The organism is Pseudomonas sp. PB3P13 (assembly GCF_054897735.1).
On sequence record NZ_CM142702.1, the window covers coordinates 4,547,380 to 4,572,610 of the forward strand.

20 protein-coding genes, 2 tRNA genes, 3 rRNA genes and 1 pseudogene are annotated in these 25,231 nt (G+C 56.9%); 6 read left to right on the forward strand and 20 right to left on the reverse strand.

The features are described 5' to 3' along the window. Positions 1-50: 50 nt before the first annotated feature. The 11 genes from rrf to ACYZT1_RS21000 form a co-directional block, all read right to left on the reverse strand. Positions 51-166: ribosomal RNA gene (gene rrf, locus ACYZT1_RS20950) — 5S ribosomal RNA — on the reverse strand. 180 nt (positions 167-346) lie between these two features. Beyond that, positions 347-3,238 (reverse strand): 23S ribosomal RNA (locus tag ACYZT1_RS20955). Positions 3,239-3,474: 236 nt separating this feature from the next. Continuing rightward, positions 3,475-3,550: transfer RNA gene (locus ACYZT1_RS20960), tRNA-Ala, on the reverse strand. Positions 3,551-3,560: 10 nt separating this feature from the next. After that, a tRNA-Ile gene (locus ACYZT1_RS20965) sits at positions 3,561-3,637 on the reverse strand. Positions 3,638-3,760: 123 nt separating this feature from the next. Beyond that, positions 3,761-5,297: ribosomal RNA gene (locus ACYZT1_RS20970) — 16S ribosomal RNA — on the reverse strand. Together the 16S, 23S and 5S rRNA genes with 2 tRNA genes alongside form the textbook arrangement of a ribosomal RNA operon. A gap of 556 nt (positions 5,298-5,853) precedes the next feature. After that, positions 5,854-6,474, reverse strand: coding sequence for a protein-methionine-sulfoxide reductase heme-binding subunit MsrQ (gene msrQ, locus ACYZT1_RS20975; protein WP_462016528.1), 621 nt, complete (start codon positions 6,472-6,474; stop codon positions 5,854-5,856). Continuing rightward, positions 6,474-7,487, reverse strand: a complete 1,014-nt coding sequence (msrP, locus tag ACYZT1_RS20980; protein WP_462016529.1) for a protein-methionine-sulfoxide reductase catalytic subunit MsrP — start codon at positions 7,485-7,487, stop codon at positions 6,474-6,476. Before msrP ends, msrQ begins: the two co-directional genes overlap by 1 nt. Before the next feature lie 63 nt (positions 7,488-7,550). Then, a complete protein-coding gene (pssA, locus tag ACYZT1_RS20985; protein ID WP_462016530.1) occupies positions 7,551-8,408 on the reverse strand; it encodes a CDP-diacylglycerol--serine O-phosphatidyltransferase in 858 nt (285 codons plus the stop codon). 145 nt (positions 8,409-8,553) lie between these two features. After that, positions 8,554-9,570, reverse strand: a complete 1,017-nt coding sequence (ilvC, locus tag ACYZT1_RS20990) for a ketol-acid reductoisomerase (RefSeq protein WP_462016531.1) — start codon at positions 9,568-9,570, stop codon at positions 8,554-8,556. 48 nt (positions 9,571-9,618) lie between these two features. After that, complete coding sequence (ilvN, locus tag ACYZT1_RS20995; RefSeq protein WP_003176102.1) at positions 9,619-10,110, reverse strand: acetolactate synthase small subunit; 492 nt, start codon at positions 10,108-10,110, stop codon at positions 9,619-9,621. 2 nt (positions 10,111-10,112) lie between these two features. Continuing rightward, positions 10,113-11,837 (reverse strand): acetolactate synthase 3 large subunit, encoded by a 1,725-nt coding sequence (locus tag ACYZT1_RS21000; protein WP_462016532.1) that lies wholly within the window; start codon positions 11,835-11,837, stop codon positions 10,113-10,115. 399 nt (positions 11,838-12,236) lie between these two features. On the opposite strand from ACYZT1_RS21000, the gene ACYZT1_RS21005 reads away from it, so the two are divergent. After that, on the forward strand, positions 12,237-12,653 hold the full coding sequence (locus ACYZT1_RS21005) for a DUF4124 domain-containing protein (RefSeq protein ID WP_462016533.1): 417 nt from the start codon (positions 12,237-12,239) through the stop codon (positions 12,651-12,653). Between the two features lie 115 nt (positions 12,654-12,768). Here the strand turns inward: ACYZT1_RS21005 and ACYZT1_RS21010 are convergent, their stop codons facing one another. Genes ACYZT1_RS21010 through mrcB form a run of 3 tightly spaced genes read right to left on the reverse strand, consistent with a single transcriptional unit; the run spans position 12,769 to position 16,179 of the window. After that, positions 12,769-13,104 (reverse strand): YqcC family protein, encoded by a 336-nt coding sequence (locus tag ACYZT1_RS21010; protein WP_462016534.1) that lies wholly within the window; start codon positions 13,102-13,104, stop codon positions 12,769-12,771. Then, positions 13,104-13,838, reverse strand: a complete 735-nt coding sequence (locus ACYZT1_RS21015; RefSeq protein WP_462016535.1) for a tetratricopeptide repeat protein — start codon at positions 13,836-13,838, stop codon at positions 13,104-13,106. Before ACYZT1_RS21015 ends, ACYZT1_RS21010 begins: the two co-directional genes overlap by 1 nt. A gap of 16 nt (positions 13,839-13,854) precedes the next feature. Beyond that, positions 13,855-16,179: a penicillin-binding protein 1B gene (gene mrcB, locus ACYZT1_RS21020; RefSeq protein WP_462016536.1), complete on the reverse strand. Its 2,325-nt coding sequence runs from the start codon at positions 16,177-16,179 to the stop codon at positions 13,855-13,857. A gap of 117 nt (positions 16,180-16,296) precedes the next feature. Here mrcB and ACYZT1_RS21025 point away from each other — a divergent pair, with 117 nt between their 5' ends. The 4 genes and pseudogenes from ACYZT1_RS21025 to ACYZT1_RS21040 form a co-directional block, all read left to right on the forward strand. Beyond that, positions 16,297-17,853 (forward strand): bifunctional aminoglycoside phosphotransferase/ATP-binding protein, encoded by a 1,557-nt coding sequence (locus ACYZT1_RS21025; RefSeq protein ID WP_462016537.1) that lies wholly within the window; start codon positions 16,297-16,299, stop codon positions 17,851-17,853. 90 nt (positions 17,854-17,943) lie between these two features. Continuing rightward, positions 17,944-18,288 carry a pentapeptide repeat-containing protein gene (locus tag ACYZT1_RS21030; RefSeq protein WP_462016538.1) on the forward strand — a complete coding sequence of 115 codons (345 nt, stop codon included), beginning with the start codon at positions 17,944-17,946 and terminating at the stop codon, positions 18,286-18,288. A 240-nt stretch (positions 18,289-18,528) separates the two neighbouring features. Next, positions 18,529-18,801 carry a TfoX/Sxy family protein gene (locus ACYZT1_RS21035; RefSeq protein ID WP_007971093.1) on the forward strand — a complete coding sequence of 91 codons (273 nt, stop codon included), beginning with the start codon at positions 18,529-18,531 and terminating at the stop codon, positions 18,799-18,801. A gap of 66 nt (positions 18,802-18,867) precedes the next feature. Continuing rightward, positions 18,868-19,037: pseudogene (locus tag ACYZT1_RS21040) on the forward strand (cAMP-binding protein); the annotation flags it as partial. 219 nt (positions 19,038-19,256) lie between these two features. On the opposite strand, the gene ACYZT1_RS21045 reads toward ACYZT1_RS21040, so the two are convergent. The 4 genes from ACYZT1_RS21045 to ACYZT1_RS21060 are packed head-to-tail and all read right to left on the reverse strand — an operon-like array spanning position 19,257 to position 22,803. Then, positions 19,257-20,108, reverse strand: coding sequence for a ChaN family lipoprotein (locus ACYZT1_RS21045; RefSeq protein ID WP_462016539.1), 852 nt, complete (start codon positions 20,106-20,108; stop codon positions 19,257-19,259). Positions 20,109-20,129: 21 nt separating this feature from the next. Beyond that, positions 20,130-20,897, reverse strand: a complete 768-nt coding sequence (locus ACYZT1_RS21050; protein ID WP_462016540.1) for a heme ABC transporter ATP-binding protein — start codon at positions 20,895-20,897, stop codon at positions 20,130-20,132. After that, the gene (locus ACYZT1_RS21055) at positions 20,897-21,880 is read right to left on the reverse strand and encodes a FecCD family ABC transporter permease (RefSeq protein WP_462019296.1); all 984 of its coding nucleotides are present in this window, start codon (positions 21,878-21,880) and stop codon (positions 20,897-20,899) included. Before ACYZT1_RS21055 ends, ACYZT1_RS21050 begins: the two co-directional genes overlap by 1 nt. 50 nt (positions 21,881-21,930) lie before the next feature. Next, positions 21,931-22,803: a heme/hemin ABC transporter substrate-binding protein gene (locus ACYZT1_RS21060; RefSeq protein WP_462016541.1), complete on the reverse strand. Its 873-nt coding sequence runs from the start codon at positions 22,801-22,803 to the stop codon at positions 21,931-21,933. A 165-nt stretch (positions 22,804-22,968) separates the two neighbouring features. Between ACYZT1_RS21060 and ACYZT1_RS21065 the strand changes: the two genes are divergently transcribed. Continuing rightward, entirely contained in the window at positions 22,969-23,286 is a 318-nt protein-coding gene (locus ACYZT1_RS21065) for a Rieske (2Fe-2S) protein (RefSeq protein WP_462016542.1), read from the forward strand. On the opposite strand, the gene sfsA is transcribed toward ACYZT1_RS21065, so the two are convergent. Then, complete coding sequence (sfsA, locus tag ACYZT1_RS21070; protein ID WP_462016543.1) at positions 23,283-23,996, reverse strand: DNA/RNA nuclease SfsA; 714 nt, start codon at positions 23,994-23,996, stop codon at positions 23,283-23,285. The two genes, ACYZT1_RS21065 and sfsA, sit on opposite strands and share 4 nt — an antisense overlap. Next, positions 23,996-25,168, reverse strand: a complete 1,173-nt coding sequence (locus ACYZT1_RS21075; protein WP_462016544.1) for a pyridoxal phosphate-dependent aminotransferase — start codon at positions 25,166-25,168, stop codon at positions 23,996-23,998. The genes sfsA and ACYZT1_RS21075 overlap by 1 nt, the downstream gene beginning before the upstream one ends. Positions 25,169-25,231 lie beyond the last annotated feature (63 nt).

Here is a 25,231-nt window from a genome sequence, read left to right on the forward strand (position 1 = left end):
GAAAAACAAAACCCCTATCTGCATACGCAGATAGGGGTTTTGGAATTTAATCTTGACGATGACCTACTCTCACATGGGGAAACCCCACACTACCATCGGCGATGCATCGTTTCACTGCTGAGTTCGGGATGGGATCAGGTGGTTCCAATGCTCTATGGTCGTCAAGAAATTCGGTAGCCAGGTCGTGGGCCTTTTCAGGTTCACGCTCCAGCGAATGGGTATGCGATAGTTTGTGTGCTGCTGGTGAGTACAACCTGCGAACTTTCGGTTCATGTCGTCTTCACACACCGCAATCTGGTGCCCTTTCGCTTGTTAGCTCAAAGCCTGCAAATTGCTTGGGTGTTATATGGTCAAGCCTCACGGGCAATTAGTATTGGTTAGCTCAACGCCTCACAGCGCTTACACACCCAACCTATCAACGTCGTAGTCTTCGACGGCCCTTCAGGGGACTCAAGGTCCCAGTGAGATCTCATCTTGAGGCTAGTTTCCCGCTTAGATGCTTTCAGCGGTTATCTATTCCGAACATAGCTACCCGGCAATGCCACTGGCGTGACAACCGGAACACCAGAGGTTCGTCCACTCCGGTCCTCTCGTACTAGGAGCAGCCCCTCTCAAATCTCAAACGTCCACGGCAGATAGGGACCGAACTGTCTCACGACGTTCTAAACCCAGCTCGCGTACCACTTTAAATGGCGAACAGCCATACCCTTGGGACCGGCTTCAGCCCCAGGATGTGATGAGCCGACATCGAGGTGCCAAACACCGCCGTCGATATGAACTCTTGGGCGGTATCAGCCTGTTATCCCCGGAGTACCTTTTATCCGTTGAGCGATGGCCCTTCCATACAGAACCACCGGATCACTAAGACCTACTTTCGTACCTGCTCGACGTGTCTGTCTCGCAGTCAAGCGCGCTTTTGCCTTTATACTCTACGACCGATTTCCGACCGGTCTGAGCGCACCTTCGTACTCCTCCGTTACTCTTTAGGAGGAGACCGCCCCAGTCAAACTACCCACCATACACTGTCCTCGATCCGGATAACGGACCTGAGTTAGAACCTCAAAGTTGCCAGGGTGGTATTTCAAGGTTGGCTCCACGCGAACTGGCGTCCACGCTTCAAAGCCTCCCACCTATCCTACACAAGCAAATTCAAAGTCCAGTGCAAAGCTATAGTAAAGGTTCACGGGGTCTTTCCGTCTAGCCGCGGATACACTGCATCTTCACAGCGATTTCAATTTCACTGAGTCTCGGGTGGAGACAGCGCCGCCATCGTTACGCCATTCGTGCAGGTCGGAACTTACCCGACAAGGAATTTCGCTACCTTAGGACCGTTATAGTTACGGCCGCCGTTTACCGGGGCTTCGATCAAGAGCTTCGCGTTAGCTAACCCCATCAATTAACCTTCCGGCACCGGGCAGGCGTCACACCCTATACGTCCACTTTCGTGTTTGCAGAGTGCTGTGTTTTTAATAAACAGTCGCAGCGGCCTGGTATCTTCGACCGGCATGAGCTTACGGAGCAAGTCCTTCACCCTCACCGGCGCACCTTCTCCCGAAGTTACGGTGCCATTTTGCCTAGTTCCTTCACCCGAGTTCTCTCAAGCGCCTTGGTATTCTCTACCCAACCACCTGTGTCGGTTTGGGGTACGGTTCCTGGTTACCTGAAGCTTAGAAGCTTTTCTTGGAAGCATGGCATCAACCACTTCGTGTTCTAAAAGAACACTCGTCATCAGCTCTCGGCCTTAAGATCCCGGATTTACCTAAGATCTCAGCCTACCACCTTAAACTTGGACAACCAACGCCAAGCTGGCCTAGCCTTCTCCGTCCCTCCATCGCAATAACCAGAAGTACAGGAATATTAACCTGTTTTCCATCGACTACGCTTTTCAGCCTCGCCTTAGGGACCGACTAACCCTGCGTCGATTAACGTTGCGCAGGAAACCTTGGTCTTTCGGCGTGGGTGTTTTTCACACCCATTGTCGTTACTCATGTCAGCATTCGCACTTCTGATACCTCCAGCAAGCTTCTCAACTCACCTTCACAGGCTTACAGAACGCTCCTCTACCGCATCACCTAAGTGATACCCGTAGCTTCGGTGTATGGTTTGAGCCCCGTTACATCTTCCGCGCAGGCCGACTCGACTAGTGAGCTATTACGCTTTCTTTAAAGGGTGGCTGCTTCTAAGCCAACCTCCTAGCTGTCTAAGCCTTCCCACATCGTTTCCCACTTAACCATAACTTTGGGACCTTAGCTGACGGTCTGGGTTGTTTCCCTTTTCACGACGGACGTTAGCACCCGCCGTGTGTCTCCCATGCTCGGCACTTGTAGGTATTCGGAGTTTGCATCGGTTTGGTAAGTCGGGATGACCCCCTAGCCGAAACAGTGCTCTACCCCCTACAGTGATACATGAGGCGCTACCTAAATAGCTTTCGAGGAGAACCAGCTATCTCCGAGCTTGATTAGCCTTTCACTCCGATCCACAGGTCATCCGCTAACTTTTCAACGGTAGTCGGTTCGGTCCTCCAGTTAGTGTTACCCAACCTTCAACCTGCCCATGGATAGATCGCCCGGTTTCGGGTCTATTCCCAGCGACTAGACGCCCTATTAAGACTCGCTTTCGCTACGCCTCCCCTATTCGGTTAAGCTCGCCACTGAAAATAAGTCGCTGACCCATTATACAAAAGGTACGCAGTCACCCAACAAAGTGGGCTCCCACTGCTTGTACGCATACGGTTTCAGGATCTATTTCACTCCCCTCTCCGGGGTTCTTTTCGCCTTTCCCTCACGGTACTAGTTCACTATCGGTCAGTCAGTAGTATTTAGCCTTGGAGGATGGTCCCCCCATATTCAGACAAAGTTTCTCGTGCTCCGTCCTACTCGATTTCATGACAATAAGATTTTCGCGTACAGGGCTATCACCCACTATGGCCGCACTTTCCAGAGCGTTCCGCTAATCTTAAAGCCACTTAAGGGCTAGTCCCCGTTCGCTCGCCACTACTAAGGGAATCTCGGTTGATTTCTTTTCCTCAGGGTACTTAGATGTTTCAGTTCCCCTGGTTCGCTTCTTAAGCCTATGTATTCAGCTTAAGATACCTAACTTGTGTTAGGTGGGTTCCCCCATTCAGACATCTCCGGATCAAAGTCTGTTTGCCGACTCCCCGAAGCTTTTCGCAGGCTACCACGTCTTTCATCGCCTCTGACTGCCAAGGCATCCACCGTATGCGCTTCTTCACTTGACCATATAACCCCAAGCAATCTGGTTATACTGTGAAGACGACATTCGCCGAAAATTCGCAATACTCTTAAGAGCAACTCACAAATTTTACCTTAGCCTGAGCCCCACCAGTGAAAGTGGGGGCCAGTCTATCTTTCTATCACATACCCAAATTTTTAAAGAACGATCTAATCAAAGACTAGAAATCAATATTCTCGGTGGAATACTCATTTCTAAACTCTAACGGCACAAAGCAGTTTATGGTGGAGCCAAGCGGGATCGAACCGCTGACCTCCTGCGTGCAAGGCAGGCGCTCTCCCAGCTGAGCTATGGCCCCATAACAAAATTGGTGGGTCTGGGCAGATTCGAACTGCCGACCTCACCCTTATCAGGGGTGCGCTCTAACCAACTGAGCTACAGACCCAATTTCGAGCTTGTAACTGTTAGCCATGAGCTATCAGCTTGGAGCTTAAAGCTGCTTCTATCGTCTTCTTCAATGAATCAAGCAATTCGTGTGGGAGCTCATGGAGCAGCTGATGTCGTCGATTAAGGAGGTGATCCAGCCGCAGGTTCCCCTACGGCTACCTTGTTACGACTTCACCCCAGTCATGAATCACACCGTGGTAACCGTCCTCCCGAAGGTTAGACTAGCTACTTCTGGTGCAACCCACTCCCATGGTGTGACGGGCGGTGTGTACAAGGCCCGGGAACGTATTCACCGCGACATTCTGATTCGCGATTACTAGCGATTCCGACTTCACGCAGTCGAGTTGCAGACTGCGATCCGGACTACGATCGGTTTTCTGGGATTAGCTCCACCTCGCGGCTTGGCAACCCTCTGTACCGACCATTGTAGCACGTGTGTAGCCCAGGCCGTAAGGGCCATGATGACTTGACGTCATCCCCACCTTCCTCCGGTTTGTCACCGGCAGTCTCCTTAGAGTGCCCACCATAACGTGCTGGTAACTAAGGACAAGGGTTGCGCTCGTTACGGGACTTAACCCAACATCTCACGACACGAGCTGACGACAGCCATGCAGCACCTGTCTCAATGTTCCCGAAGGCACCAATCCATCTCTGGAAAGTTCATTGGATGTCAAGGCCTGGTAAGGTTCTTCGCGTTGCTTCGAATTAAACCACATGCTCCACCGCTTGTGCGGGCCCCCGTCAATTCATTTGAGTTTTAACCTTGCGGCCGTACTCCCCAGGCGGTCAACTTAATGCGTTAGCTGCGCCACTAAGAGCTCAAGGCTCCCAACGGCTAGTTGACATCGTTTACGGCGTGGACTACCAGGGTATCTAATCCTGTTTGCTCCCCACGCTTTCGCACCTCAGTGTCAGTATCAGTCCAGGTGGTCGCCTTCGCCACTGGTGTTCCTTCCTATATCTACGCATTTCACCGCTACACAGGAAATTCCACCACCCTCTACCATACTCTAGCTTGTCAGTTTTGAATGCAGTTCCCAGGTTGAGCCCGGGGATTTCACATCCAACTTAACAAACCACCTACGCGCGCTTTACGCCCAGTAATTCCGATTAACGCTTGCACCCTCTGTATTACCGCGGCTGCTGGCACAGAGTTAGCCGGTGCTTATTCTGTCGGTAACGTCAAAACAGCAAAGTATTAATTTACTGCCCTTCCTCCCAACTTAAAGTGCTTTACAATCCGAAGACCTTCTTCACACACGCGGCATGGCTGGATCAGGCTTTCGCCCATTGTCCAATATTCCCCACTGCTGCCTCCCGTAGGAGTCTGGACCGTGTCTCAGTTCCAGTGTGACTGATCATCCTCTCAGACCAGTTACGGATCGTCGCCTTGGTGAGCCATTACCTCACCAACTAGCTAATCCGACCTAGGCTCATCTGATAGCGCAAGGCCCGAAGGTCCCCTGCTTTCTCCCGTAGGACGTATGCGGTATTAGCGTCCGTTTCCGAGCGTTATCCCCCACTACCAGGCAGATTCCTAGGCATTACTCACCCGTCCGCCGCTCTCAAGAGAAGCAAGCTTCTCTCTACCGCTCGACTTGCATGTGTTAGGCCTGCCGCCAGCGTTCAATCTGAGCCATGATCAAACTCTTCAGTTCAAACATCTTTGGGTTTTTAAGAAACCCTAAACTTGGCTCAGCAATCGTTGGTTACATCTTTGATTTCTCGCGGAGTAACTTGTGATGCTGATAATCTTGTTGACTATCAGTCTGACTCCACAAGCACCCACACGAATTGCTTGATTCAGTTGTTAAAGAGCGGTTGGTTAAGATCTTTCGTCTCAACCGAGGCGCGCATTTTACAGCGCTCCGTGTATCTGTCAAGCGGTTACTTCAAGAAGTTTTCAAAGTTTCGCTGGGAAATCCTTAACAACTTCAACCACTTGCGCTTCCGATCTCTCGTTAGCGGGAGGCGAATTCTACAGCGTTACTCGCTGCTGTCAACACCTCTTTTTCTCCGCTTTCGACCGAGAAGATCGAATCGTCAAAAGAGCCCAACAACACTGCCCTTTCAACTCCTTCCAGGCTTCGATGATCTGAAGCAAGCTGCTGTCGAAAACTGCGTAACTCTTTGTTTACCAAGGAGTTTTCCGTTTCGACTGCGCCGGAAGTGGGGCGAATTATAGACTTCCAGAATTTGCCGTCAACCCCTAATTCAAGCTTTTCCTGCAGAAGCTGGTTTTTTCGTACTTAGGCGAGGAATTCGTCGAGCAACAGGAGGTAAACGTAGTGCTAAGAGAACCACGCCTATAGATGCATAGATCGCCCATTCCTTGAGATCGGCACGCACGATCCACAACATGTGCAGCAATCCCAACCCTAGAACGCCATAAACCAGTCGATGCAGCTTTTTCCAGCGAACTCCCAAGCGTCGTTGACTGTAGCGATTGGAAGTTATTGCCAGTGCCAGCAGACCAAGGAAACCCAGTACTCCAACAATGATGTATGGCCGTTTGCGCAGCTCGACGCCGAGCTGTGACCAATCGAAGCCCAGAATGAATGCGGTGTACCCCGATAAGTGCAGGACGACATAAGCGAAGCACCACAAACCCAATTGCCGCCGGACAGCTATCCATCCCGCCCAGCCAGTAAGCTTTTGCAGAGGCGTCATGCTCAAGGTAATCAACAGCAATATCAATGTCCCGAGACCGAGCCGATCAACCAGCACCTTGCCCGGATCCGGTCCGAGTACATCTGCCCACGCCTCATAGAGCCAAAGCAGCGGCCATATCGCCGCCGCTATAAAGACGCCCACACGCCAAAGCGGAAATCGCATCAGTAATTCTTCCGCAAATCGAGCCCTGTATATAGAGAGGCGACTTCATCCGAATAGCCGTTGAACATTTGTGTATCCCGCACATTGGGCTTGAACAACCCGCTCGGCAAACGCCGCTCCCGTGCCTGAGTCCAACGCGGGTGATCGACCGTCGGGTTCACGTTGGCATAAAAACCGTATTCATCCGCGGCAATACTTTGCCATGTGGTCTTCGGCTGCTCACTGACCAGGCTGATCCGCACGATAGATTTGATGCTTTTGAACCCGTATTTCCATGGCACCACTAAACGCAGCGGCGCGCCGTTCTGGTTAGGCAATTCACGGCCATACATGCCCACCGCAAGAATGGCCAATGGATTCATCGCTTCATCCAGACGGAGCCCTTCTATATAAGGCCAGTCAATCAAGGCAAAACCGGAGCGTTGTCCGGGCATGGTCCTGGGATCCTGCAACGTTTCAAATCGGATAAATTTAGCGTTGGACGTCGGCTCCACTTCCTTGAGCAAAGCAGCGATGGGAAAGCCAATCCACGGAATCACCATGGACCACGCTTCGACGCAACGCAGGCGATAGATACGCTCCTCCAACTGGTAAGGCTTCATGAAGTCTTCCAGCGCATACCGCCCAGGTTTTGCGACCTCACCGTCGATCACCACACTCCACGGTTCGGTCTTGAGGGACCCGGCATTCGCTGCGGGATCACCCTTGTCGGTGCCGAACTCATAAAAGTTGTTGTAGTGGGTAGCGTCCTTGAATGGCGTGATCGCCTCGTCCTTGACGGTAACCGCCTGCCATTTGGTAGCCGACAGCTTCTCGTTTAGCCACCCTGGCGCCTTGCCCGGCTCAACGTCCGGGTAACGCGCAGGCTGATCGGCACTGGCCCAACGCGGAAGGCTACTGGCAGCGACAGCAGTCAGCGCCCCTCCCAACAAGCTGCGGCGAGAGAGATAAAAGGATTCGGGGGTGACATCCGATTCGTGACAATCGGACGTTTGGGGGATTTTGATTAACATGGCAACTCCGCAGTTTTGGAGACCTGATGCACCAATAGACTGCGGAGTATGGGGAACATTACATTAAGGCAATGTTTTGCGCCGACGCAGATGCAGCAAATATTGCACCGGACCCGATGCCGCATAAGCGAGGAATACCAACAGCAAGATTCGCGGCGGATCGCTGAACACTACTGCGAACACAAGCACCACTGCGAGGATCGCCACAAAAGGCACGCGCCCCTTGAGATCCAGCTCCTTGAAGCTGTTGTACTTGATGTTGCTGACCATCAGCATGCCCGCCGCAGCAACCATCAGGGCAACCAGAAACGACATTTTCGACCCCTGGATCCCAAAATCACTGAACGCCCAGACGATACCCGCGACAACACCCGCCGCCGCCGGACTGGCCAGACCAATGAAATAGCGTTTGTCCGCAGTGCCTACCTGAGTGTTGAAGCGCGCCAGGCGAAGCGCTGCGCCAGCCACATAGATGAAAGCCACCATCCAGCCGACCTTGCCCATATCGCCCAAAGCCCAACCAAATGCCAGTAATGCTGGCGCAACACCGAATGCAACCATGTCCGACAGAGAATCGTACTCGGCGCCGAAAGCGCTTTGGGTATTGGTCATGCGCGCAACGCGACCGTCGAGACCATCAAGCACCATCGCAACAAAAATGGCGATCGCCGCAAAGGCGAAGTACTTGCTTGCGTTGACCGAGTCACCGGCACTCAATGCCGCCTGGGCACTCATGGAGTTGATGATGGAATAAAACCCGGCGAACAGGTTCGCGGTGGTGAAAAGGTTCGGCAGAAGATAGATACCACGATGCCGGACCTTACGGCCTTCAGCATCATGCCCTTCTTCGACATGTTCATCGACGGGCAGCAGGCTTTCGGCGTCAGAGGCCTGGTTTGGCTCTTCGGGACGTTCGCTCATGGACAATACCTTGCAACTGGGTGGAAAAATTTCGACAAGTGTCTGGGACCACGGTTCGGCCGCAAACGATGCAGCTTTATACCAGAACCAATCGCCCAAACGAAAAAACGCGGCCTGGGCCGCGTCTTCCGTACAAGCGTGCGACTTAGTTTTTGGCTTTGTCGACGATCTTGTTGGCACCGATCCACGGCATCATGGAGCGCAGTTGCTCGCCGATGATTTCGATACCGTGAGCAGCGTTGTTACGGCGCTTGGCGGTCATCGAAGGATAGCCGGTCGCGCCTTCGCTGATGAACATCTTGGCGTATTCGCCGTCCTGAATACGTTTCAGGGCGTTGCGCATGGCCTGACGGGATTCGGCGTTGATCACTTCCGGGCCGGTCACGTACTCGCCGTATTCGGCGTTGTTGGAGATCGAGTAGTTCATGTTGGCGATGCCGCCTTCGTACATGAGGTCGACGATCAGCTTCAGTTCATGCAGGCATTCGAAGTAGGCCATTTCCGGCGCGTAGCCAGCTTCAACCAAAGTTTCGAAACCGGCTTTCACCAGCTCAACGGTACCGCCACAGAGAACGGCTTGCTCGCCGAACAGGTCGGTCTCGGTTTCATCCTTGAAGGTGGTTTCGATGATACCGGTACGGCCGCCGCCAACACCGGCAGCGTAGGACAGCGCAACGTTTTTGGCGTTGCCCGAAGCGTCCTGATAGATAGCGATCAGGTCAGGGATGCCGCCGCCTTTGACGAACTCGGAACGCACGGTGTGGCCCGGTGCTTTCGGCGCGATCATGATCACGTCGAGGTCAGCGCGAGGGACCACCTGGTTGTAGTGGATCGCGAAGCCGTGGGAGAAGGCCAGGGTGGCGCCCTTCTTGATGTTCGGCTCGATTTCGTTCTTGTACAAGGCAGACTGGAACTCGTCCGGGGTCAGGATCATGACCAGGTCGGCAGCAGCGACAGCGGATGCAACGTCGGTCACTTTCAAGCCGTGGGCTTCGGCCTTGGCAACAGTGGTCGAACCTTTACGCAGGCCAACGGTGACGTCCACGCCGGAGTCTTTCAGGTTGCACGCCTGAGCATGGCCCTGGGAACCGTAACCGATGATGGCAACTTTCTTGCCCTGGATGATCGACAGGTCGCAGTCTTTTTCGTAATAAACTTTCATGAAATTCCCCTATATATCGCGGCCGTTCAGGCCATTCGCCAATTTGGTTTAGATGCTGAGTACTTTGTCGCCGCGCGCGATTCCGGTTACGCCGCTGCGGACGGTTTCCAGAATCGAAGCGGTGCCGATGGACTGAATGAAGCTGTCGAGCTTGTCGCTGGTACCGGTCAGTTGAACGGTATACACGCTGGCGCTGACATCGACGATCTGCCCACGGTAAATATCGGTCGTGCGTTTGATCTCGGCGCGCTGGGCGCCCGTAGCCTTGACCTTCACCAGCATCAGTTCGCGCTCGATGTGAGCACTCTCCGACAGGTCGACCAGTTTGACCACTTCGATCAGCTTGTTCAGATTCTTGGTGATCTGCTCGATGACCTCATCGTGCCCCACGGTGGTCAGCGTCAGACGCGACAAAGTCGGGTCTTCGGTTGGCGCCACGGTCAGGCTTTCGATGTTGTAGTTGCGCTGCGAAAACAGGCCGACTACACGAGACAGAGCGCCCGGTTCGTTTTCCAGAAGCAGGGAGATAATATGTCGCATGATTAAGTTCGCTCCGTCTTGCTCAGCCACATATCGCGCATGGAGCCGTCTTTGATTTGCATCGGGTAGACGTGCTCGCTGGTGTCGACCGAAACATCGATGATCACCAGACGATCTTTCATGGCGAATGCCTCGGCCATCTGCGATTTAAGGTCTTTGGAGTCGGTGATGCGCACGCCGACATGACCATAAGCCTCGGCCAGCTTGACGAAATCAGGCAACGATTCCATGTAGGAATGAGAGTGGCGGCTGCCATAACTCATGTCCTGCCATTGACGAACCATGCCGAGCACGCCGTTGTTCAGAATGACGATCTTCACCGGCAAACCATACTGCAGGCACGTCGACAGTTCCTGAATGTTCATCTGGATGCTGCCTTCGCCAGTCACGCAAACGACGTCATCATCCGGAAAACTCAACTTGATGCCCATGGCTGCCGGAAAACCGAAGCCCATGGTGCCGAGACCGCCTGAGTTGATCCAGCGGTTCGGCTTGTTGAATGTGTAGTACTGCGCCGCGAACATCTGGTGCTGGCCGACATCGGAGGCGACATAAGCATCGCCCTTGGTGACTTCGCACAGGGTTTCGATCACGGTCTGAGGCTTGATGACGCTGCCGTCGCCCTTTTCATAAGGGAACAGGCCGCGATTACCGCGCCACTCGTCGACCTGCTTCCACCAGCTGGCGACCGAGTCCTTGTTCGGGGTCTCGCCGATTTCCTTGAGAATGGCGACCATTTCGGTCAGCACGCTCTCGACCGGACCTACGATAGGCACGTCGGCCTTGATGGTCTTGGAGATCGAAGCCGGATCGATATCGATGTGAATGATCTTGGCATTCGGGCAGAACTTCGCCGGACCGTTGATCACACGGTCATCGAAACGCGCACCGACCGCGATAATCACATCGGCATGGTGCATCGCAAGGTTCGCGGTGTAGCTGCCGTGCATGCCGAGCATGCCGATGAACTGACGGTCAGTGCCCGGATAAGCGCCCAGGCCCATCAAGGTATTGGTGACCGGCAGGTTGAGCATTTTCGCCAGTTCGGTCAGCGGCGCGGAGCCACCACCGAGGATCACGCCGCCGCCGGCGTACATCACAGGACGTTTGGCCGCGAGGAGCATTTCTGCCGCCTTGCGAATTTGCCCGGAATGACCACGAACGGCCGGGCTGTAGGAACGCAGCTTGGCTTTTTTGGGGAAGATGTATTCGAACTTCTCGGCCGGGTTGGTCATGTCTTTCGGGATATCGACAACCACCGGACCGGGACGCCCCGATTGCGCCAGGTAGAACGCTTTTTTCATGACTTCCGGGATTTCCGAGGCGTGTTTGATCATGAAGCTGTGCTTCACGATCGGCCGGGAAATACCGATCATGTCGGTTTCCTGGAACGCATCGGTCCCTACCATGGTGCTGGGCACCTGACCGGAAATGACCACCATCGGAATGGAATCCATGTAGGCCGTGGCAATACCGGTGATGGCGTTGGTTGCGCCCGGGCCGGAAGTCACCAGTACCACACCGGCTTTACCGGTGGCACGGGCGTAGCCGTCAGCCATATGGGTCGCGGCCTGTTCGTGACGAACCAGAATGTGGGTCACTTCCGGTTCTTTGAACAGGGCATCGTAGACATGAAGAAGAGCACCGCCCGGGTACCCGTAGATGTATTTGACGCCTTCGTCACGCAAAAAGCGGACGAGCATCTCACCGCCAGATAAAAGCTCCACGTTGTTCACCTCTAAAACGCCAGAATACCGCCCACATAAAAAAGGACGGGTCTTAATAGGTTTACTTCTCGGCAGAGCATGAGCGACGGTGGTCGCCGACTACGTCAGCACTGACTGAGCAAGTATTGGGATCGTCCCAGTGTTGCGGGCTTTTCCCACCCAGCGCGAGGTAACGCGTTGCGGGTGTAACAGGTCGGCGCGGGTGTGCGCCTCATGATCTGCCGAGTGGGTCTGCTTCTGACAGTCCCTCTACAGCGGACTTTGGATTCTTCTGTTTCGCCCTCTCCAAGTCAAGCCGTCAATGTGCTTTATTGAAGTAAGCACATGAGAAAGCAAGAAAAAACCGCCAAAGTGTCACTGTGTTAGCTTCAATTGCGCAACCCACCACAAGGAAATGCCATGCGACCGTTGTTCCTCATTGCCAGCCTGCTGATCGGCCCTGCGTGCATGGCGGGCCAAATCTATAAATGGGTCGACGCCCAGGGCGTAACTCACTTTGGCGCTCAGCCACCTCAAGGTCAGGAGGCGAGCACGGTAACGCCCTCTGCCCCGCCCGCCAGCAAACCGCTGTCGTCGCAGGGCAGCACGCCTGTCGGCGACCAGCAGGCAATTGATAAAAAAGTGAAAAAACAGGTCGCCGAGCAGCAAGCCGAGCTGAAGGTTTTTTGCGAACAGGCCCGCACGAATCTGGCGCAACTGCAGAACAATCCGCGAGTGCGCGAAGATGTGGAGGGTGAAATGCGCCGATTGAATGAGGAGCAGCGGCAGGAGCGGATTGTCGAAGCTCAGCAGCAGATTGCGGAAAATTGCTCTTGAATCCGACGCCCAATCCTGAGCCGAGCTGCTCACAATGGCGACCTGGCATTCAACATTCAAGTTGATTGTTACGCCGCTATCGAGGGCAAGCTCGGCTCCTACAAGTACCTCGGTGTCAGCGGGACTGGGTGATCAGCAGATCGAACTCTTTGAGCAGCACCTGCAACTGCCGATCCTTGCCATGAACGTTGCGGGCCGCGAAGACCATCTCGGCCATTTCCTGAATTCCGGAAGCATTCGGCAGCGGCAGATCCTGCTCGAGGATGATCTTCATGCGAGGCAGGAAGATCCATTGCAACCACTGCTCGAAGTCCAGCGTGTCGACCGCGAAAGGTTCGACACTGGACAACGCTTCAGCAGAGGGCGACACATCGTCCCACCAGCCTTGGACCCGCAGTTCGCGCTCGATCAGCAACAGCTGTTCGGCAATCCTCGGGAAGCGTGCGTCCATCACGAGGCTACCTTGGCCTTCTGACGGGCCAGTGCGGCGCCAGCGGAATCACCCTGTTTTTCGCGGGCCTGAGCGATCAAATCCCACAGGCTGGCCTGCAATGCAGGGCGACCGTTGGCGAACGTCAGAGCACGACGGGCGAACTGCTCGGCCTGGGCCGCATCACCTTGAGCCATGCGTACTTGCGCCAGACGATAAAGGACTTGCGGTTCCCGTGGCGCAACACGCTGAGCGCGTTCGAGACTGGAAGACGCGCCATTGAGATCGCCGCCCGCCTGCTGTTGCTGCGCGGTGGTCAGCAGCGCCAACACCGGACCGTCGAGTTGCTCGTCGGCAGACAGACCGCCCGGGTTCGCCGAAGGAATACCGCTGGGCGTTGCCGGCATGCTGTAGCTGCCCTGATTGACCGGCGCAGACTGCATGGGCGAGGTATCTATCGGGCCTGGGGTGATCGGCCCGGGAGTGATCGGCGTGGTGCTGATCGGCGCCGACGCGACTGCGCCGCCACCCGGCACCATCACGACCACGCCGGTATCACCTTGGGGAATCGCTTGAGTCTGGTTTTGCGCAGGACGTTGTACCGTCGTTTGACGGAAGCCGCCGTTGGCCGAAACACGTTCGCTGTTGGACACGGCGCTGCCGGAATCCACAACCGGAATCGAACCGCGCTGCACGCTGGAGCAACCGCTGAGCAAAGCCGCGGCGGTCACCGCCGGAATCAACCATTTGTTCACTTGAAACCCTCTTCGCTTAGTTCATCCAGCCCTTGACCCAATCCATCACCGTTTCGCCGGATGCAGGGCTGTCGCCAACACAAGCCGGGCCGGGAGGTGGTTCGCTGCCGCGAATATACGGCATCTGTACGGCGCCTGGGCAGTTGCCGTCGGAACCCTGCCCGGTTCGGGAATCAACCCAGGCCTGAACGATATTGTCCGGTTGCGGCATATCCAGTGGCAACGGGTCCGCCTTGCGCATGAAACTGGTCCAGACCTGCAACGCACCGGTGGCACCGGTGAACGGCGTCTTGCCGTTGTCGTCGCGCCCCAGCCAGACAACGGCCAACAGATCCTGACTGAAGCCGGCGAACCAGCTGTCCCGCGAATCGTTACTGGTACCGGTCTTGCCGGCCAGGGTCAGGGTTTTCGGCAATACGTTGTAAACCGAACTGCCGGTACCCTCGCGCATCACTCGCTGCATGGCGCTCTGCACCAGGTAGATGGAAGCCGGGTCGAAACGCTGCTGAATCTGGAACGGATAGCGCTTGAGGGGCTCACCCTCGGCCGTCAGGACGCTGCGGATCCCGCGCATCGGCGTATTGAAACCGCCGTTGGCCAGCGTCTGATACATCGTTGCCACTTCCATCGGCGTCAGACCGCCAGCGCCCAGCAACATCGACGGGAATGCCGGAAATTCGCGGCTCACACCCAGGCGCGCCAACGTCTTGAGGACATTCGGCACGCCCACTGCCAAGCCGAGACGTGCGGTCGACAGGTTGTAGGAATGCGCCAGGCCTTGATAGAGGAAAACCGTACCGTGGGAGCGGCGATCATAGTTCTGCGGCTTCCAGACCTGGCCATCCGCGCCTTTGACCGAGAACGAATCGTCCGACAGCCAACTGGTCAACGTGTACTGGCTGGGCTTCTCAAGCGCTGTCAGATAAACCGCCGGCTTGATCAGCGAGCCAATCGGGCGCACGGCATCCAGCGCCCGGTTGAAACCGGCAAAACTGGCCTGACGACTGCCGATCATGGCCTGCACTTCGCCGGTCTCCGGGTTGGTCACGACCATTGCCGCTTCCACTTCATCGGAGCCTTTGCGTCCGGACAACCGCTTGAAGGTGTCATTGACCGACGCTTCAGCTTTCATCTGCAGGATCGGGTCGAAACTGGTGAAGATCCGCAGACCTTCTTCGGTCAGGTCTTCGTCTCGATAGTCCTCGCGCAGCTGACGTTTGACCAGGTCGATAAAACCGGGGAACGAGCTGTCGGCCAACTTGCCGCGCGTTGTCACACCCAGTGGCATTTTCTTCGCGGCGGCAACCTGCTCAGCGCTGGCAACACCTTGTTGCTCAAGCACATCGAGCACGAGGTTACGTCGCTCAAGCGCCCGCTCCGGGTTGCGACGCGGGTTGTAGTAGGAAGGCCCCTTGACCATGCCGACGAGCATGGCGACCTGATGCAACTTCAGCTCCGACAGCGGCTGCCCGAAGAAGAACTGACTGGCCAGACCGAAACCGTGCACCGCGCGTTGGCCGTCCTGACCGACGAACACTTCATTGAGGTAAGCCTCAAGAATTTCGCGCTTGTCGTAATGCAGCTCAAGCAGCATTGCCATCATGGCTTCGGTGAGTTTGCGGGTCAGGCTGCGTTCGCTGGTCAGGTAGAAATTCTTCACCAACTGTTGCGTCAGCGTACTGCCGCCCTGGGTCATCCGGCCGCCCGAAGTATTGACCCAAACGGCGCGGGCGATCGACTTGGGCGAAACACCCCAGTGGCTATAGAAGTCGCGGTCTTCCACGGCCACCAGGGTTTCCAGCAGATAAGGCGGGACCTGGTCCAGCTTGATCAGAATGCGGTCTTCAAGATTCTTGGGGTAAATCCCGCCGATCAGCAGGGGCTCCAGCCGCACGACGGACAGTTTCGAACCATTGGTTGCCGACAGTTCGGCCACGTAGTCGCCGGAGAACCGCACACGCACGGGCTGTGCTTTCTCCAGGCCTTCATAGAACTGGAAGCCACGGGTGTTCAGGTCGACGGTGTTGCCGGTGACCGCCGCAGCGCCCGGACCGTTACTCACGCTTTCACGGCGATAGCCCAAGGCATCGAGTTCGGTGAGGAAGTCTTCCTTGCTCAACTTCTGTCCGGTGAACAGCTCCAGCGGGCGGGCGTATACCTTGGCCGGTATGGTCCAGCGCTTGCCGGAAAACTTCTCCTGGACAATCGCGTCAAGGTAAACCGCGAATCCGGCAAGCACAACGAGGCCTACCAGACTGAGTTTGAGGGCCCAGCCCAGCCAGGGGCGCATGCCCTTGGAAGGTGGTTTTTTGGGGGTGCGGGGGGATCGAGTACGAGTCATGGCGGCGGATTATACGCACTTTATTGATACTCGACAGACGCCCTCCGAGGTTTGCGTCAGGCGGACTTGCCGCCATAATGACAGCCGTGAATTTCCCCAGACTCTGAAGGAACGCCTGTGAGCCAGTCCCTGATCGCTGCCCTGCAAAATCCCGCCCTCTACCCGCATCCCGTAGACGGGTTTCAGGTCATCGAGACCCATATTTCCTGGGTCATTCTCACCGGCCCTTTCGCCTATAAATTGAAGAAACCGGTGAATTTCGGCTTCCTTGATTTCACTACCCTCAAGGCTCGCGAGCATTTCTGCGCTGAAGAGCTGCGCCTCAATCAACGTCTGACCCAGGATTTGTATCTCGAAGTATTGCCGATCACCGGCAGTGCCGAAGCGCCGCAGTGGGGTGGCGATGGCCCAGTCGTCGATTTCGCTTTGAAAATGCGTCAATTCCCACAAAGCCAGTTGCTCAGCACCCTGCAAGCCAATGGCGAATTGACCACTGCACACATCGACCAGATGGCCGCGCAAATCGCTCAATTTCACCTCGACGCGCCCAAAGTGCCGGCCGAACATGACGCCGGCACGCCAGACAGTGTCATGGCGCCGGTAAGGCAAAACTTCGAGCAGGTTCGCCCGTTCCTCAGCGACAGGGCCGACCTGCTGCAACTCGACGCTCTGCAGGCCTGGGCCGAAAGCAGCTTCGAACGTCTCAGGCCATTGTTCGCGCAGCGCAAGGCCGACGGCTTCATCCGCGAATGCCACGGTGATATTCACTTGGGCAACGCCACGGTGATCGACGGCAGCGTGGTGATTTTCGACTGCATCGAATTCAACGAGCCGTTCCGTTTCACCGATGTATACGCCGACACCGGTTTCCTCGCGATGGACCTTGAAGACCGCGGGCTGAAAAGCCTGGCCCGGCGCTTCGTCAGCCAATACCTGGAGCTCACCGGCGATTACCAGGGCCTGGAGGTGATGAACTTCTATAAAGCCTACCGTGCGATGGTTCGCGCGAAGGTCAGCCTGTTCAGCATGCCGGCCGAAGCCGACCCGGTGCAGCGCGCCACGACCCTGCGCCAGTACCGCAACTACGCCAACCTCGCGGAAAGCTACAGCACCATTCCTTCGCGATTCATGGCGATCACCCACGGCGTCTCCGCTGTAGGCAAGAGCCACGTAGCCATGCGCCTGGTCGAAGCGCTGGGCGCTATTCGCCTGCGCTCCGATATTGAACGCAAACGTCTGTTCGGCGAGCAAACCGTGGCGAACGATCCACAGGCCGGCATCTACAGTGCTGAGGCCAGTGCTGCGACCTATGCGCGCCTGCATGAAATTGCCGGAGTAATTCTGCATGCAGGGTTCCCGGTAGTCATCGATGCGACCTACCTCAAGCACGAGCAGCGGAACGGCGCGGCAGCCGTAGCCGAATCAACCGGGGCGCCGTTCCTGATTCTTGACTGCAACGCCCCACAGGCCGTCATCGAAAGCTGGCTGACGCTGCGTCAGGCGGATAACAAGGATCCGTCTGACGCGACATTGGCCGTTATCGAAGTCCAGCAAGCCAGTCGCGAGGCGCTCACGCCGGCAGAGATTCTTTACAGCAAACGCGTTCAGACCAACGAGAGCGGGACACTTGACACCGTTGTCGCCCAGATTCGCCAGCGCCTGCCGGGCCTGTAAAAACTATTTCAGCCGTGGAGCGCTTGACGGCTTCACGGCTGCCAAATAGTGGCCCTATACTGGCGTCATAAAACCATCAGGTGATGTGACATGAGCCAGCCCAAACTTCTCGACACTCCGCTTTATGCCTTGCTGCACAAAGACGATATCACCGGTTTCAACAACGAACGTCCTTCAGGCGGAGCCGTGGACATGGTAGGTGGCGACTTTCGCGGCCTCGACCTGCGCGAACTGAACGCTGACGGTATCGATTTCGGCGATGCCTACTTCCGCTCGGCTGACCTGCGCGGCATTGATTTCAGAAATTCCAATCTGCAAGGCGCAAGCCTGGCCCATGCGCAAATATCCGGGGCTTACTTCCCTGCGGAACTGAGTGCAGACGAGATTCTGATGTCGATGAACTTCGGTACGCGCCTGCGATATCGCACCCGCTAAAGGTTATAGCTGACAGCAAGTCCGGCGCCCTCGCTTGCGCTGGACTCGGACAGGCCTGGCCGTGTCCCGTCATCCACTCCCCCGTTTTTTGAGAACTCGCGCATTCTTCGCTGTCGGCAGTTCCGGCGTCTTAGAACCTTTTTGCATTGAAGCCGACCAAACAAGCACACTTTTCCTACTGATGACTACACTCCCTCAGAGGCTTGCCCACGCACCATTCGGCCGTCGCAAGGAGGCTTGATGAATGATGAACTGCAGCACCTGAAAAATCTCGGCAAGACGTCGGCGCAGTGGCTGCATGCCGTAGGCATTCACAGTGCCTCGGACTTGCGCCGTCTGGGGGCGGTGGATGCCTATCGAGCCGTCCGCACGCGCGGGTTTCGGGCTTCCAAAGTACTGTTGTATGCAATAGAAGGTGCCTTGATGGATGTGCACTGGAACGACATCCCCGCGGAGCGCAAAGAAGCCTTGAACAAACAACTTGAAGCAATCTCGTCACGCCACAAGAACTGAACGGGCAACGCTGCATCTACTTACTTGGAGAACAACCGGCTTACGCCGATGCATCAGCACATTTTTGCAAGTGTGATCGCCAGTGAACCGAGCACTGGGATTCCAAGGATGAGTTTTTCACGCTGACTCCAAGCAATCCGAAAATCGCTCACAGCCTGATCGAGAGCATGGCTCGGCGCATTGATCATCTGAACAAGCAGATCACGCAATTGACCAAATCTGGCTATCCACCCTGAACAGCTGGAAATTCAAGGGCTTCAGCGAGGTTTTGAAGTAAACGAAAATCAGCGGTTGACATGGTAATGAGAATCGCTATGATTATCACAACTGGTCGCGAGACTGGTCGATATTTGAAAGGTCCTTGGTTCGGACTCTCAGATATCTCCTCATCAGGCTAATCACGGTTATTTGACCCGGCTCTTGTCGGGTCTTTTTTTGCCTGCAGAAAACTGCGATTACTTCTGGAACTGCTTGCGCATCGTCGCGCAGTAATCCGCCGCCGGCGTTGCAGGCGTGTACCAGACGTAATCCGCCATGGCGGTTGTGACCTCAGTGCCCTGCTGCGCCAGCATTAGAACCGTCGGTGCATCGGGCTCACCCAAGTCGAGCACATGGATGGGCACGCCAACGTCCTTGCGTGCGTGGAAAGCACCCGCCAATAGCAATGACGGTATCGGTGCCTCGAGCAAGCGTTCGGCCATGCGTCGGTCACGTTGCTGTTGCACCGCGAGCATTGCCGGAATTTGCGAGGAAGGCAGCAGGCCGCAATGGGATTCAGTGATTTGCCCCAGCAACTCATTCTTGACTGAGGCAGCATTGGATCGCGCGCCGCTCAAGGTGGGCGACTGCGCATAAAACGCGCGCAGCTCGACAACATCCAGGTTGGCGGCCAGCAGCGGATACGGCTGGCTCAGTGAGAACCGGATGACCGGCTCATAAAGCGTCCAGTCCCACCCCTCGTGCCACGCCAAGGCGCCGGGCAAATCAGCCGGTATAGAGGAAGCGCGGCGCACTTCGTCTACTTTGGGTTGTTGATCCGGCGTGAGCATTTCCAGCAGCAAACTGCCTTGAGGTCGCTGCTCTCCCAGCGCTCGCAGCAGCCACAGCTGCAGTGCGTGGTGATCGCGATTGTCGTGTTGCTCTCCCACAATCAAGCGAGAAGGTCTGGCCAGTTGCGCGATCAGCGCTTGTGGTGTCATGGCCTGACCGCTGCGCACGTCGCGAATCTCGCCCACGACCGGCGGTGGAGCCGGTACATGCTGACAAGCACTGAGCCACAACGCTGCCGCAATCAATATCAGACGCATGCCCTTCCCTCTTTGACCAGCTCAGCGGGCGATGATCAGCGGATGCCCGCGCTCCGGATGCGGCTGTACCAGCACCTCCAGACCGAAAACGGCTTTGAGCGGTTCCGGCCGAAGTACTTGCTCGGGCGTATCAAGCGCGACGGGCCGCCCGCCTTCCAGCAGCAACAGACGATCACAATAACGTGCGGCCAGGTTCAGATCATGCAGAATGACCAGCACTGCCGCGCCACGATCAGCGAACTCGCGCACCGCTTGAAGGGTGGTGTGCTGGTGCAGCGGATCGAGCATTGAGGTCGGCTCATCGAGCAATAACGTTTGCCCCGCTTCGCCCGGCCACAGTTGCGCCAGTACCCGCGCCAAATGCACCCTCTGGCGTTCGCCACCGGACAGTGCCAGATAGCTGCGCCCCTGCAAATGGCCGGCGTCGGCTGCCTGCAATGCTGCCGCGACAATTTCATCATCCCGAACGCGGCCACTCTGATGCGGCAAGCGGCCCATGCCGACCACTTCTTCGACGCGGAAGGCGAAGTCCAGGGTTGATACTTGCGGTAATACGGCCAGGCGTTGTGCCCGCTGAGTGCCGGTCCAGTGAGCCAACGCGCTGTCATCAAGCATGACGCTTCCGTGGTCGGGCGATAGCTCACCACACAACGCGCCCAGCAACGTACTTTTTCCGGCGCCGTTCGGCCCCAGCACGCCGAGGACTTCCCCAGGCGTCAGCTCCAGGGAAACGTCGTTCAGGACCATCTTGCGGCCCCGGCGTATTTGCAGGTTGTGCGTTCGCAACATCAGGCACGCCCTCGCAGCAACAGATACAGGAAAAACGGCGCACCAATAAACGCAGTAACGATGCCGATCGGCAACTCGGCAGGCGCCAGCGCCAGCCGTGCGACCAGATCAGCGAACAACAAAAGACTGCCGCCCGCCAGCACCGAAGCTGGCAACAGCACTCTATGATCGGGCCCGGCCAGCAGGCGCACCAGATGCGGCACCACCAGTCCGACGAAGCCGATCATCCCCGCCGCCGCCACCGCTGCGCCAACGCCCAGTGCTGTGCAAAACACCAATTCTCGTTTGAGCCGCTCGACATCAATGCCGAGATGACCGGCTTCGGACTCTCCCAACAGCAATGCGTTAAGGGCTGTTGCACGGCGCGGCAACCACAGCGCCACTCCGACCGTGATCAGCAACAACGGCCAAAGCCGCGAATAGCTGGCGCCATTGAGACTTCCCAGATTCCAGAATGTCAGTGTGCGCAGGGTTGCGTCGTCCGCCAGATAGGTGAACAGCCCGACGGCGGAACCGGCCAGCGCTGTCAGCGCGATACCCGCCAGCAACATGGTGGCGACATGGGTCTGCCCGTTACGGCGACCCAGCCGATACACCAATGCAGTCACGCCAAGGCCGCCAAGAAACGCGCACAGCGATAACACGTAAGGCCCGATCCATTCAGGCAAACCACCGAATAACGCACCGCCGACAATCGCAATCGCCGCACCCAGCGCAGCGCCGCTGGACACACCGACCAACCCCGGATCGGCCAACGGATTACGAAACAACCCCTGCATCGCCACGCCCGCAAGCGCCAGCACACCGCCCACCGCCAACCCCAGCAAAGTGCGCGGTAAACGAATCTGGCCGAGGATCAGTTCAGCCTGCTCCAGCCCGTCCGCCGCAATCGGCAAACCGAGCATACGCAAGCCAACCCGCAGCGTATCGAACAGTGGCAGGCTCACCGGGCCAAGCGCCAGCGACAGCCAGATCGCCAACAAACAGAGGAGACTCAGTCCAACGAACAATGTTCGAGGTTTGACCAGGACCGTCATGGACCGGTAGTGCCAGGAAAGAAACCGTCAGACAGTTTTTCAATCGCATCGGGCAAGCGTGGCCCGAGACCACCTACCAGCAACGTCGGATCCAGCTGCATGACACGTTCGGCCTTCGCGGCACGGGTGGAGGACAGGATCGGGTTTTCCTTGAACAACGCCGCACGAGCCGCGTCACCTGCCAGGACGCGGTCAGCGAACACCAGCACTTCGGGATCAAGGCTGATCAATGACTCGGTAGAAAACGGCTTGTAACCGGTATGGGTTGCCAGATTGTGTCCGCCGGCTTGCTGAATCAGCCAATCGGCAGCGGTGTCCTTGCCTGCTATGAGCGGTTTGCCGCCGGCATGGCCAAGCAGCATCAACACACCGGGCGATTGTTGCTTCCGTTGTGCTTTGGTCACGCGAATCTTTTGCTGCTCAAGCCGTTGCTGATAATCCTCGAACAGCTGCGCCGCCCTGTCCTGCGTACCGAGCAACTGGCCCAGATGCTGCAGGTTAGTCTGCAGGGTCGGCAGATCGGGCTGGGCTGAAAATACCTCGACCTGCACGCCGGCACTGCGAATCTGCGAGATCACCGGCGGCGGCCCCATTTCTTCAGTGCCAATCAGAATGTGCGGACGCAAGCTCAACACGCCTTCCGCCGACAACTGTCGTTGGTAGCCGATGCCGGGCAACGCCTTGAGGCTCGCCGGATGCTGACTGGTGGTATCGACGCCAACCAGTTTCGATTCACCACCCAGCGCACTCACCCACTCCGACAGCGCGCCGCCGGCACTGACCCAACGCTGGGGCAAGTCGGCCGCTGCGACGTGGTGACTCGCGAGCAATCCGAGACAAAGCGCAACAACGCGGGCAGTCAGGCGCATAGACAACTTCCTTGAAGGTTTGCAGGCATTGAGATGACAGGCCAAGTATCCTCGGCATCGAGCATCTGCACCCAAACGGGCGAAGCCGCCATTTGATAATTGTTTTCATTTGCACGTCAAGCCCGGACATTTCCGGTCACGCGTTACGCGTCTTTGAGGATACACATGAAGTTTCTTTGCGCAGGCACGCAAATCAGGGAAGCCGGCAGCCGTGGTTTCGACATCGACGGTCAGAAACTTTTTGCCGTACGCCGGGCCGGTCACGTCCATGTCTACATCAATCGTTGCCCGCACCGTGGCGTGGGGCTGGAATGGACACCGGACCAGTTTCTCGATGCCAGTAACAGCTTGATTCAATGCGCTACCCACGGCGCCTTGTTTCTCATTGAAAACGGCGAGTGTGTATCCGGGCCTTGCGCCGGTCAGTCGCTCACCGGCGTCAAATGTCGCGAGGATGAACAAGGTGTCTGGATCAACCTTTAACCGTTGAGCAGTACGTCCAGACGCCGATCCACAACCATTTCTTCATGGCTCAGTCGCACACCGTAAGCCAGCACCTCCACCCCGCATGCCACCGCTTCACGCAGGGCTGCCGCGTAGGCCGAATCGATTTCTTCTGCAGGACGCACGGCGTCGATGCCGCTGAGATTGACGCAATAAAGCTGCACTGCGCGAATCCCGTCCCGGGCCAGATGAGCCAATTCGCGTAGATGCTTGGCTCCGCGCTGCGTTACCGCGTCGGGAAAAGCTGCCACGGACGATCCGTCGTAACCCAGTGTGACGCTTTTGACTTCAACATAGGCCGGCCCGGCTGGGTAATCGAGGCGGAAGTCGATGCGACTGCTTTCCTGACCGTAAGCCACTTCGCGCCGCAAGTGCGTAAACCCGTTCAACTCAGTGATTACGCCCGCCCGCAGGGCTTCCTCGATCAAGCCATTCGCCCGGCCGGTATTCACACAAAACAGGCGTCCCTGCGGGGTTTCGCCAATCTCCCAGGTGCCAGGCAACTTGCGTTTCGGATCAGTGGATCGACTGAACCAGACCTGCCCGCCTTCAACCTGACAATTGAGCATCGAGCCGGTATTCGGACAATGAATTGTCAGCAATTGGCCGTGAACGGTTTCGATATCGGCCAGAAAACGCTTGTAACGACGGATCAAGCGACCTTCTTCGAGGGGAGGAGAAAAGCGCATCAGCCTTGCCAGCTGCGCAAACCGCGAGCGATGCGTTCGACCGCTTCCTCCAGTCGCACCAGACTCTGCGTATAAGCAAATCGCACGTGATGCCCGGCCTGATAACGCCCGAAGTCCAGCCCTGGCGTAATCGCCACATGCTCGGTTTCGAGAAAATGTCGGCAGAATGCGAAAGCATCGCCGCCGAAACGGCTGATATCAGCGTACAAATAGAACGCACCTTCGGGCTCGACGGCGATGTCGAAGCCGAGCTCGCGCAAGGCGGGCAGCAGGAAGTCGCGACGGCGACCGAACTCGGCGCGGCGCTCTTCCAGAATTCGCAGGGTCGCCGGCTCGAAGCAGGCCAGTGCGGCGTGCTGGGCCATACTCGGCGCGCTGATGTAGAGATTTTGTGCGAGTTTTTCCAGTTCACCGACCGCCGCTTGCGGCGCAACCAGCCAACCAAGTCTCCACCCTGTCATCCCGAAATACTTTGAAAAACTATTCAGGACGAAGGCGCTGTCGTCGACTTCCAATACGCTGGCCGCATCGGTGCCATAGGTCAGGCCGTGATAAATCTCGTCTACCACCAGGTGGCCATGCCGCGCTTTGATGGTCGATGAAAGCCCCGCCAGCTCGTCGCGGGTAAGAATCGTCCCGGTTGGATTGGCCGGGGACGCCACCAGGGCGCCGACACTGTCGTGGTCCCAATGGCGCTCGATCAGGTCCGGTGTCAGCTGATAGCGCACGTCAGGGCCGACCGGTACCAGCTGCGCCGCGCCTTCGACCAGGCGCAAAAAGTGCCGGTTGCACGGGTAACCGGGGTCGGCCAGCAGCCAATGCTTGCCAGGATCCACCAGCAAAGCGCTGGCCAGAAGGAGTGCGCCGGAGCCACCGGGGGTGATGAGGATGCGCTGCGGATCGATGTTCAAACCGTAACGCTGCTGATAGAAACCCGAAATCGCCTCGCGCAGCTCGGGAATGCCACGCGCGGCGGTGTAGCGGGTTTTGCCGGCCGTCAACGCGGCCTGCCCCGCTTGAATGATCGGCTCGGCGGTGGTGAAGTCCGGCTCGCCGATTTCCAGATGGATCACGTCGTGGCCAGCGGCCTGCAAATCGTTGGCCCGCGCCAGCAGCGCCATGACATGGAAAGGTTCGATCGCGCGACTGCGGGCACTGTAGGGCGAAGCCATTGGCGTACCTTCTACGGGGAAAAACAGCAATTCTACCCATGCGCTGGAACGAGCGAGAACTTA